7 protein-coding genes and 1 pseudogene are annotated in these 10,549 nt (G+C 73.7%); all 8 read left to right on the top strand.

The window, feature by feature from the left end:
- Nucleotides 1–53 precede the first annotated feature (53 nt).
- A pseudogene (locus AB0C69_RS29255) lies at nt 54–488 on the top strand (steroid 3-ketoacyl-CoA thiolase); the annotation flags it as partial.
- A gap of 98 nt (nt 489–586) precedes the next feature.
- On the top strand, nt 587–1,576 hold the full coding sequence (locus tag AB0C69_RS29250) for an MBL fold metallo-hydrolase (RefSeq protein WP_360358366.1): 990 nt from the start codon (nt 587–589) through the stop codon (nt 1,574–1,576).
- A 74-nt stretch (nt 1,577–1,650) separates the two neighbouring features.
- A complete protein-coding gene (locus AB0C69_RS29245) occupies nt 1,651–4,506 on the top strand; it encodes a hypothetical protein (protein WP_360358365.1) in 2,856 nt (951 codons plus the stop codon).
- Between the two features lie 159 nt (nt 4,507–4,665).
- Nucleotides 4,666–5,937, top strand: a complete 1,272-nt coding sequence (locus AB0C69_RS29240) for a cytochrome P450 (RefSeq protein WP_345186382.1) — start codon at nt 4,666–4,668, stop codon at nt 5,935–5,937.
- Nucleotides 5,938–5,973: 36 nt separating this feature from the next.
- The gene (locus tag AB0C69_RS29235) at nt 5,974–7,209 is read left to right on the top strand and encodes a cytochrome P450 (RefSeq protein WP_353835178.1); all 1,236 of its coding nucleotides are present in this window, start codon (nt 5,974–5,976) and stop codon (nt 7,207–7,209) included.
- Nucleotides 7,210–7,237: 28 nt separating this feature from the next.
- Nucleotides 7,238–8,521: a glycosyltransferase family 4 protein gene (locus tag AB0C69_RS29230; protein ID WP_360358364.1), complete on the top strand. Its 1,284-nt coding sequence runs from the start codon at nt 7,238–7,240 to the stop codon at nt 8,519–8,521.
- A 43-nt stretch (nt 8,522–8,564) separates the two neighbouring features.
- Nucleotides 8,565–9,326 carry a methyltransferase domain-containing protein gene (locus AB0C69_RS29225; protein ID WP_345186402.1) on the top strand — a complete coding sequence of 254 codons (762 nt, stop codon included), beginning with the start codon at nt 8,565–8,567 and terminating at the stop codon, nt 9,324–9,326.
- Nucleotides 9,316–10,431, top strand: a complete 1,116-nt coding sequence (locus tag AB0C69_RS29220; RefSeq protein ID WP_360358363.1) for a prenyltransferase — start codon at nt 9,316–9,318, stop codon at nt 10,429–10,431. The genes AB0C69_RS29225 and AB0C69_RS29220 overlap by 11 nt, the downstream gene beginning before the upstream one ends.
- The last annotated feature ends 118 nt before the right edge of the window (nt 10,432–10,549 follow it).

Raw genomic sequence — 10,549 nt, 5'->3', positions numbered from 1 at the left:
GTCATACACCACCTCCGTGGACGCAACCGCGAGCGGTGTAGTCCGGAAGGAAGATCTCCGACGGCGCCGCCGCCGTCCTGCTGATGTCGGAGGACAAGGCCCGGGCCCTCGGCCTGCGCCCGCGCGCCCGCATCCGCACGCAGGCCCTCGTCGGCGGCGAGCCGTACTACCACCTCGACGGCCCCGTGCAGTCGACCGAGCGGGTCCTGCGGCGCTCCGGCATGACCATGGGCGACATCGACATCACCGAGATCAACGAGGCGTTCGCGTCGATCGTGCTGTCCTGGGCGTCCGTCCACGAGCCCGACATGGACCGGGTCAACGTCAACGGCGGCGCCATCGCCCTCGGCCACCCCGTGGGCGCCACCGGCGCGCGGCTGATCACCACCGCGCTGCACGAGCTGGAGCGCCGCGACGCCGGGACCGCCCTGGTCACGATGTGTGCGGGCGGCGCCCTGTCCACCGCGACGATCCTCGAACGGATCTGACCGGCAGGCATCCTGGAGAGCAGGACAGGGCAGGACTCAGGGCCCCGGCCGCCGCGGCCGGGGCCTTCGAACCATGACAGGCGCGAAAGGCGGTCTCGGTGCAGCCGGAACCTGAGGACCTCGGCGGCGGGCTGTGGAGCGTCCCCGTCCCCATCCCGAACAACCCCCTCTCGTACACGCTGGTGTACGCGGTGGAGAGTCCCCGGGGCCCCGTCCTGATCGACGCGGGCTGGCAGCACGAGGACGCCTGGACGGCCCTGCGCGACGGGCTCGGCACGTTCGGGATCGACGTCGCCGACGTGTACGGCGTGGTCGTCACGCACTTCCACCCCGACCACGCGGGCCTCGCCGGGCGCGTCCGCGAGACGTCCGGCGCGTGGATCGCCATGCACCACTCCGACGCCGGGATCGTCCGGCTGTTCAACGAGGTCGGCCAGGGCGGGCGCCGCTCGTTCGAGCTCACCGCGCTGCGCCGCGCGGGCGCGGCCGAGTCGGACCTGACCGGGCCGACCCAGCAGACCCGCGTCTCGCCGCCCGCGATCCCCGACCGCGAGCTGTCCGACGGCGACCTGGTGGACGTCCCCGGCCGCCGGCTCCAGGCCGTCTGGACCCCCGGGCACACGCCCGGCCACATCTGCCTGCACCTGGAGGACGGCGACCGCATCTTCACCGGCGACCACGTCCTGCCGCGCATCACCCCGCACATCGGCCTCTACCCCTACGACACCCCGGACGTGGACCCGCTGAGCGACTTCCTCGGCTCGCTCGACAAGGTCTCCGCCATGGCCGTGGCCGAGGTCCTGCCCGCCCACCAGCACCGCTTCCGCGGGCTCGGGGACCGCGCCCGCGAGATCATCGCCCACCACGAGGAGCGGCTCGCGGAGGTGGCGGCGCTGCTGTCGCCCCGCCCCGTCACGCTGTGGGACCTCACCGCCGGCCTCACCTGGCGGCACCCGTGGTCCGAGATGGCCCAGCAGGCCCGCCGCATGGCCGCCGCCGAGGCCGCCGCCCATCTGCGCACCCTGGAGACCCGCGGCGTGGCCCGCCGCGAGGGCGCCGACGACCCCCTCCGGTACGTGCTGCGCTGACGTCCCCGATCCGCCGCCCGGTGTCGTCCGGGGACGTTAGTCTGCCCGCCGATGATCTCAGGAGGGGATGGCGGATGCGGGCGATGCCGGGGCAGGACGAGCTGCGCGGCGCGGTGGCGCTCGCGGCGGACGAGCCGGAGGAGGCACGCGCGCGTGTCCTGCGGACCGGCGGGCGGCAGCCCGCCGCCTCCCTGCCGGACTACTTCTCGGCCGCGGCGCTGGCGTTCGCGCGAGCGGGCCACGCCGAGCAGGCCGCGTTCTACCTGGGCAGGTCCGGCGAGGCGGAGGAGGCGAACGCGCGGCTGCTCGACCTGGCGCCCGACACGGCCCGGGCGCAGCGGGTGCTGGTGGAACTGGTCCCCCTGGGCGCGGTCACCGCGTCGGCGCTGCACGGCCATCTGAAGCGGCTCGCGCGGCACGACGACGCGGCGGCCGCCCACGCCTGGGCGCGGGAGGCGGTGTGCGCGTTCTTCGACGCGGGCGTCGTCCCGTACCCGAACGTCGTCGCGGACCTGCTTCCGGTGGCGCGGGCGGCGAGCGTGGGCGAGGCGGACGAGACCGACTTCGTCGCCGAGCGGCTGCTGCGCGGAGGGCTGCTGCCCCGGGCGCCGCTGCCGCTGTGGGAGGCCCTGGACGCGGCGCTGCGGCGCCTCGCGGAGACGCCCGAGCTGCTCGACCTGCTGATCGGGGCGCGGCCCGACGGCGAGCTGTACGCCGATCCCGGTCCGCGCGCCGAACACCATCGCCGCTGGCTGCTGCTGCTCGGGCTGGTCCGGGCCGGGCGGCGGCTGCCGCGTGACTGGTTCGCCGCCGCCGGACCGCAGCCCGCGAGCGAGCTGATGCGCCTGGCCGCGGACGCGGGCGACCGGCTGTTCCCCGCGCCGGGCCGGTGGTTCGACCCGGCCGCCGACCCGGTCGTCGGACGTCCCGCACCAGACCCCCTCGCCTTCACCCGCACGAAGGTCCAGGCTCCGCACTGGACCGGCGAGGACGACGCCCTCCCCCGGTTCCTCGCGCAGTTCGACGAAGGCGCCCCGAACGCGCGGGAGCGGCTGGACGCCTGCGTGCGGGAGCTCGGCCGGTACGACAACGTCGACTACCCGTCCCTGATGCGGGCGCTGTGGGCGCGGGGGACGGTCCGCCGAGCCCTCTCCGAGGACGTCGCACGGTGGCGGGAGGAGGGCGCGGCGGGCGACCTGCTCGGCCTGGAGGTCGCGCTGCCCCGGCTGGCGCCGCTGGCGGAGGCCGCGGCCGGAACCCCGGCCGCCGAAGCCCTGGCCGGCCTGGAGATCACCGATCCGGTCGGCGCGCTGTGGCGCGCGCTGCGGGCCGGGCTCCCCGAGGAACTGCGGTTCCCGGCCGTCGAGGGCTCGCCCGTCACCGTCGTCCTGCACGACGATCTGCTCACGCTCGGCGTCGCGGGAAAGCGCGTCGAGGTCCTCGGGCCCGCCGGGCCGGTCCATCGCGCCGACCTCCCCCACAGCACCGGCACCTACCCGTGGTACGACGGCGCCGGCTGCTACGTCTCGCGGCTGAACGGGAACCGCGCGGAGACCTACCGCGCACCCGACCCCGGACGGCTGGAAGTGCCCGCCGACGGGCAGTGGCGGTGGCCGCGGAGCCCCGCGGCGGTCGCCCTGACGTTCCCGGGCGCGACCGCGCCGACGCAGGTCATCCTGGACCGGGGGCTCCTGCGCCTGGTCGACGGCGAGGGCCGGACGACCCTCAGGATCCGGTACTCCCCGGCCCAGCGCGGCGACGCGGTCATGCCCCCGCCCGGCTTCTGGCCCCACCTGCCGGCCGCGGACCCCGAGGGCTCGGCGGCGCTGCGCGGCCTCACCCGCGACGGCGCGGTCCGCCTGGTGGACGCCGCCCTCGTCCACCGACGGGAGCTGGACGCCGAGCTCGGCCGCGTCCTCCCCGGAATCACCGACGCGCGGCTGCTGGAAGGCGTGGCGGAGCTGGTGCTGCGGGCCGCCGCGTGCCTGCTCGACGTGCTCCGCCTGCGGGACGCGCTCCGCCTGGCCCCGCCGGAGGGCCTGCCGGAGCGGATCCGCCCCGTCGGCGGCCTGCGGGCCGGGCGGCTGGGCTACCGCCGGCCGGCCGTCCGGTACCTCGCCGAGGTCCTCGTGGAGGCCGCCGAGACCGGGCCCGCCTACGACACGCCCCATCCGCTCGGCCGCATCGACCTGCCCACCGGCGCGCGGGGCGTGTACTTCGCGTTCGGGACGCTCGGCGGAGAGGCCCTGCTGGCCGCGCTGCCGTGGCGGGCCGCGTACCAGCGGGCCAAGGCCGCGGACCTGCTGGGCGCGTGGGGCGGCACGCCCTGGGGCGACGGCAGCGGCCGGTGGCGGCGGCTGTGGTTCGGCGCGCAGGCCACGCAGGACCCCGAGGGGCAGATCTGGCGGACGCCGAACGGCGCGATGGTGGTGCTCTCCTGGCAGGCCCGTCCGCACAGGGAGTCCTACGCCGTCGAGTACTCGCCGGACGCCGTCTTCCGCGACTTCACCTTCCCCGGCTGGCACCACCGGAATCCGCCCAAGCCGCAGGGCTGGGGCGGGGCGGACCGCATCGCGCGGTACCTGCGCCTGCTGGACGAGCGGGGCCCGGCCCCCTACGACGTGGCGGCCGTGCGGCGCCTGGCCGAGGGCACGGGGCTGCCGGTCTCCGCGGCCGCGTCCGCCGCCTACGGCTACCCGTTCACGGTCGGGCGCGAGAAGGAACTGGCCCGGCTCCCCGCGGACGTCGCCGCGCTCTACGCCGATCCCGAGACGGGCGAGCACGCCCGGGACACCTGGTCGTGGCAGCGCGACGAGGCGCTACGGCAGCCCCTGATGCCCGCGAACCCGGAGGACCTCTGGGTCACGGGCCTGGACGTGGACGCGGCCGTCGCGTGGTGGGACGCCGGGGGGCGCGAACTGGGGCTGTGATCCTCCGTTCCGGGTGCGACGCAGATCACTCTCACCGGCGGGACTCTTGATGAGACTGGAGTCTCATGTTAGAACCTGTTCTAGGTAAGTGCAGCAAGCAAGCGCTCACTGTGGCCTGCTCGCCTCGTGTGGTCTCCACCCCGGCACGAAGGATCCTCCATGGCACTCGCGACGTCCCCCCTCTCCGCCGCCCGGCCCTTCCGGGCACCCGAGATCGACATCATCGATCCGGGCGTCTACGAGCGCGGGGGGATCCCGCACCGCCAGTTCCAGTGGTTGCGCGACAACGACCCCGTCCACTGGCACCCGGATCCGAACGACGGGGTGCCGGGCTTCTGGGCCATCACGCGGCACGAGGACGTGGTGTCGGTGTCGCGGCGCGCCGACCCGTACTCCTCGCACGAGCGCACCTCGATGTTCGAGGAGTTCTCCAGCGACGACATCGCCATGTACGGGCAGATGATGCTCTTCCAGGACCCGCCGGACCACACCCGGCTGCGCTCCATGGTCAACAAGGGCTTCACCCCGCGGATGATCGGGCGGCTGGAGGGGCACATCCGCAAGATCTGCAACGAGCTGATCGACGAGGCGGCGCCGCTCGGCGAGTGCGACTTCGTCGAGCGGTTCGCCGCGCCGCTGCCGCTCTACACGATCTGCGAGCTGCTCGGCGCCCCGATGGAGGACCGGGAGAAGATCTTCCACTGGTCGAACAAGCTCGTCGCGTTCAACGACCCCGAGTTCATCGGGGGCCGCGAGGAGTCGACCCTGTGCGCCGCCGAGTTCGCCGAGTGGGGCGGGCAGCTCGCCGCCGCGCGCGAGTCCACGCCGCGCGACGACATCGTGACCAAGCTGCTGACGCCCGACGCCGACGGCAACCGGATCAGCCTGGAGGAGTTCCAGCTGTTCGTGATCATGCTGTCGATCGCGGGCAACGAGACCACCCGGACCGCCACCGCGGGCGGCATGATCGCCTTCTTCGAGCGGCCGGACCAGTGGGCCCGGCTGCGGGAGGACCGGAGCCTGCTGCCGACGGCGGTCGAGGAGATCGTCCGCTGGGTCAGCCCGATCAACCAGTTCCGCCGGACGGCCCTGGTCGACACCGAGATCGGCGGCAAGCAGATCAAGGCCGGCGACAAGGTCGTGATGTTCTACGGCTCCGCGAACCGCGACGAGCGCGCCTTCGACAACCCGTTCGCCTTCGACGTGGCGCGCGACCCGAACCCGCACATCGGCTTCGGCGGCGGCGGCCCGCACTACTGCCTCGGCACGCACCTCGCGCGCATGAACCTGCGGATCATCTTCGAGACGATCCTGGAGCGCATGCCCGACATCCGGCTCGCGGGCGAGCCGCGGCGCCTGCGGTCCAACTTCGTCAACGGCTACAAGGAGATCCCGGTGCGTTTCACGCCATCGGCCCCGCTGGGAGGTTGACGGCGCCCATCACTCCGGACGAGGAGGTTCGAGGCGATGACCACCACCCCCGACATCGAACTGGTCGACCCCGGCGCGTACGAGCACAGCGGCGTCCCGCACGGGCAGCTGGCATGGCTGCGCGAGCACGAGCCGGTGTACCGCCACCACGGCGATCCGGCCCTCGGCCACCCGCCGTTCTGGGCGGTCACCCGGCACGAGGACGTCGTGCACGTCTCGCGGCACCCGGAGCTCTTCTCGTCGTGGCAGCGGCTGGCGCTGTTCCACGAGACGCCGGACGACCAGCTCGTCCTGCAGCGGATGATGATGCTCAACCAGGACCCGCCGGAGCACTCGCGCAAGCGGAGCATCGTCAACCGGGGGTTCACCCCGCGCGCGATCGGCGCCCTGGAGCAGCACATCCGGGACATCTGCCGGCGCCTCGTGGCCGAGACCGCCGAGCGCGGGCCGGAGGCCGACTTCGTCCGCGACCTGGCGGCGCCGCTGCCGCTCTACGTGATCTGCGAGCTGCTCGGCGCCCCGCCCGAGGACCGGGAGAAGATCTTCCACTGGTCGAACACGCTGATCGGCGGCGACGACCCCGACTTCCAGCGCACGCCGGAGGAGGGCCAGCAGGCGGCGACCGAGCTGTACGCCTACGCCAACGAGCTGGCGGCGGCCCGGAGGGAGAACCCGCGCGAGGACATCGTCACCCGGCTGCTCCAGCCGGACGCCGACGGCGAGGTGCTGACCGGGGACGAGTTCGAGCTGTTCGTGCTGCTGCTGTCGGTCGCCGGGAACGAGACGACCCGGAACGCGGCCTCCGGCGGCATGCTCGCGCTCCTGGAGCACCCGGAGCAGTGGGAGCGGATGAGGGCCGACCCGTCGCTGGTCCGGACGGCGGCGGACGAGATCGTCCGCTGGGTCACCCCGGTCAACATGTTCCGGCGCACGGCCGTCCGGGACACCGAGATCGGCGGCCGGGCGATCGCCGAGGGCGACAAGGTCGTGGTGTTCTACTCCTCGGCCAACCGCGACGAGGCGGTGTTCGACGACCCGTACCGCTTCGACGTGGGCCGGGACCCGAACCCCCATCTGGGCTTCGGCGGCGGCGGTCCGCACTTCTGCCTGGGCTCCCATCTCGCCCGGCTTGAGCTGAGTGTGCTCTTCGGAACACTCTTGGACACCATGCCCAATATTGAACTCAACGGTAACGTTCGCAGGCTAAGGTCTAGTTTCATCAACGGCGTAAAGGAGATGCCGGTACGGGTGCGTCCGGCGTCCCTCGACTGACGGGAGTGGTGCGTGGGCAGGGGATGGCGTGGGTGAGGCAGGCGAGACGAGCGGTCCGCTGCGGGTGGCCCTGCTCTCGTACCGCAGCAAGCCGCACTGCGGCGGCCAGGGCGTCTACCTCCGGCACCTGACCCGGGAACTGGTCGACCTCGGGCACGCCGTGGAGGTCGTCTCCGGCCAGCCGTACCCGGAGCTCGACCGCGAGGAGATCACCCTCACCAAGCTGCCGAGCCTGGACCTGTACCGGGACGAGGACCCGTTCCGCACCCCGGCCCTCGGCGAGTTCCGCGACTGGCTGGACGTCCTGGAGTTCGCGCACATGAAGACCGGCGGCTTCCCCGAGCCGCTGACCTTCAGCCTGCGCGCGCTGCGGCTGCTGCGCGAACGCCGCCGCGACTTCGACGTCGTGCACGACAACCAGGTCCTCGGCGTCGGCAACCTCGGCATCTCCCGGCTGGGGCTGCCGCTGGTGACCAGCATCCACCACCCGATCAGCGTCGACCGGCGGATCGAGATCGAGGCCGCCCGCGGCCTCAAGCAGAAGCTCGGCAAGCGCCGCTGGTACGGGTTCGTCGGGATGCAGTCGCAGGTCTCGCGGCGCATCGGGCCCGTGCTGACGGTGTCGGAGTCCTCCAAGGTCGACATCGTCAAGGACTTCAAGGTCGACCCGCGCGACATCGAGATCCTGCCGCTCGGCGTCGACACCCGGATCTTCCACCCGCGCGGCGAGCGCGTCCCCGGCCGGATCGTGGCGATGGCCAGCGCCGACGCGCCGATCAAGGGCGTGGACGTGCTGCTGCGCGCGGTCGCCAAGGTCGCGACCGAGCGCGACGTCCACGTGGTCGTGGTCAGCCGGCCGCAGAAGGACGGCCCGACCGAGCGGCTCGTGCGCGAGCTCGCGCTCGGCGAGCGGGTCCGGTTCGTCAGCGGCATCAGCGACGGCGAGCTGGGCGAGCTGCTGGCGTCCGCGGAGACCGCCGTCGTGCCGTCGCGCTACGAGGGGTTCTCGCTGCCCGCCGTCGAGCACATGGCGTCCGGGACGCCGCTCGTGGCGAGCCGCGCCGGCGCCCTGCCCGAGGTCGTGGGCGACGCCGGGATCCTCGTCGCGCCGGGTGACGTGGAGGAACTGGCCGCGACCCTGCACCGCCTGCACGACTCCCCCGAGGAGCGTGCGCGGATGGGAGCCGCCGGCCTCGCGCGCGTCCAGGAGCGGTTCGCCTGGCCCGCCGTGGCGCAGGCCACCGTGGAGCACTACCGGGCCGCCATCACCCAGCAGAACTACCGGCGCCTAGCCGCGCGCAAGGGCAAGTGAGGGAGCGTCCCGCGGACGCCCTCTGATCGGAAGGAGCACGACCCTGCTGACCGTGGATTTCCAGCGGTTCCGCGTCTCCCCTGGAGACCGCGTCCTCGACATGGGATGCGGCGCCGGACGGCACGCCTTCGAGCTGTACCGACGGGGTGCGCACGTCGTGGCCTTCGACCAGGACGCCGGCGAGCTGTCCGGCGTCGACAAGATGTTCGGGGCGATGCGCCTCGAAGGCCAGGTGCCCGAGGACGCGACCGCCGAGACCGTGCAGGGCGACGCGCTGGACCTGCCGTTCCCCGACGACCACTTCGACGCGATCGTCGCGTCGGAGGTGCTGGAGCACATCCCCGACGACATGCGGGCGATGCGCGAGCTGCTGCGCGTCCTCAGGCCGGGCGGCAGGCTCGCCGTGACGGTGCCGAGCTGGCTGCCCGAGCGGGTCTGCTGGGCCCTGTCGGAGGACTACCACACCGCCCCCGGCGGGCACGTGCGGATCTACACCCGCGCGGAGCTGGAGGCCAAGCTGAAGTCGGTCGGCTTCCGGGTCGGCGGCCACCACCACGCGCACGGACTGCACGCCCCCTACTGGTGGATCAAGTGCGCGGTGGGGGTGGACAACGACGGCAACCCGCTGGCCAAGGCCTACCACCAGCTCCTCGTCTGGGACATCATGAAGCGGCCGCTCGCCACCCGGCTGGCCGAGCGCGTCATGAACCCGCTGATCGGCAAGAGCGTCGTCGTCTACTTCGCCAAGCCCGCCGCGCCGGACGCGCCGGCGGCCCCGGCCCGGGAGACGGCGGATGCGGTCTGAGACCGCCCCGCCCTCGGTTCCCGGAGTCCTGACCGCGGACGACGTCGTCGCCACGGCGCGGAGCATCGCGGCGCAGCAGGAGGCGTCCGGCGCGATCCCGTGGTTCTCGCCGACGCACGGGGTCCCCGGCCACGTGGACGCCTGGAACCACGTCGAGGCGGCGATGGCGCTGTCGGCCGCCGGGCTCGGCGCCGAGGCCAGGCGGGCCTACGAGTGGCTGCGCGGCGTCCAGCGCCCGGACGGGTCGTGGCCCGCGAAATGGGTGCTGGGCGAGGTCACCGAGCCGGGCGGGGAGTCCAACCACGCCGCCTACGTCGCGGTCGGCGTCTGGCACGAGCTGCTGACCACCGGGGACGAGGACTTCGCCCGGCGCATGTGGCCGGCGGTCCGGCGGGCGATCGACTTCACGCTCGGGCTGCAGACCGGGCGCGGCGAGATCATCTGGATCCGGCACGAGGGCGGCGAGCCGTCCGACCACGCGCTGCTGACCGGCTGCTCGTCGATCTACCAGTCGCTGCGCTGCGCGGTCGCGCTGGCCGAGCGGCTCGGCGAGCACCAGCCGGACTGGGAGCTCGCCGCCGACCAGCTCGGGCACGTGGTGGCCGCGCATCCGGAGGCGTTCGCCGACAAGAGCCGCTGGTCGATGGACTGGTACTACCCGGTGCTCGGCGGCCCCGTGCGCGGCGCGGACGCGGCGCGCCGCTTCGACGAGGCCTGGGACACCTTCGTGGTGCCGGGCCTCGGCTGCCGCTGCGTGTCCGACCAGCCGTGGGTGACGGCGGCGGAGAGCTGCGAGCTGGTGCTGGCGCTGGACGCCTCGGGCGACCGCGACCGCGCGCTGGAGCTGTTCACCACCGTCCAGCACCTCCGGCACGACGACGGCTCGTACTGGACGGGCTGGCAGTTCGAGAACGAGCGGCACTTCCCGGGGGACCGTTCCACCTACACGGCGGCGGCGGTGATCCTGGCGGCGGACGCGCTGGCGGACGCCTCCCCCGGCTCCCGGCTCTTCAAGGAGATCGCGGGACGGCCGCTCGGCCCGTCCGAGGCGTCCGACCCGCTGGCGTGCGGCTGCGCGCTCGTCGCGGCCGCCCACCGCGCCTGACCGGGCTTCCCCGGCCGCCCGGCCGCCCGGCTCCTCCGCGCCCAGCGCGGCGCCCGGCGGAACTGGCGCGAAGGCCGCCGGTTCCAAAGCCCCCTCCGGAAAGCGAAACACCCGTCCC

This window comes from Actinomadura sp. NPDC048032 (genome assembly GCF_040653175.1).
Classification (GTDB): domain Bacteria; phylum Actinomycetota; class Actinomycetes; order Streptosporangiales; family Streptosporangiaceae; genus Spirillospora; species Spirillospora verrucosospora.
This window is presented reverse-complemented; position numbering and strand designations above follow the sequence as displayed.

What these genes read in the sequence shown, in the direction of transcription:
- AB0C69_RS29235 (WP_353835178.1), top strand. Translation starts at nt 5,974, where the DNA reads ATGACCACCACCCCCGACATCGAACTGGTCGACCCCGGCGCGTACGAG.
- AB0C69_RS29245 (WP_360358365.1), top strand. Translation starts at nt 1,651, where the DNA reads ATGCGGGCGATGCCGGGGCAGGACGAGCTGCGCGGCGCGGTGGCGCTC.
- AB0C69_RS29240 (WP_345186382.1), top strand. Translation starts at nt 4,666, where the DNA reads ATGGCACTCGCGACGTCCCCCCTCTCCGCCGCCCGGCCCTTCCGGGCA.
- AB0C69_RS29220 (WP_360358363.1), top strand. Translation starts at nt 9,316, where the DNA reads ATGCGGTCTGAGACCGCCCCGCCCTCGGTTCCCGGAGTCCTGACCGCG.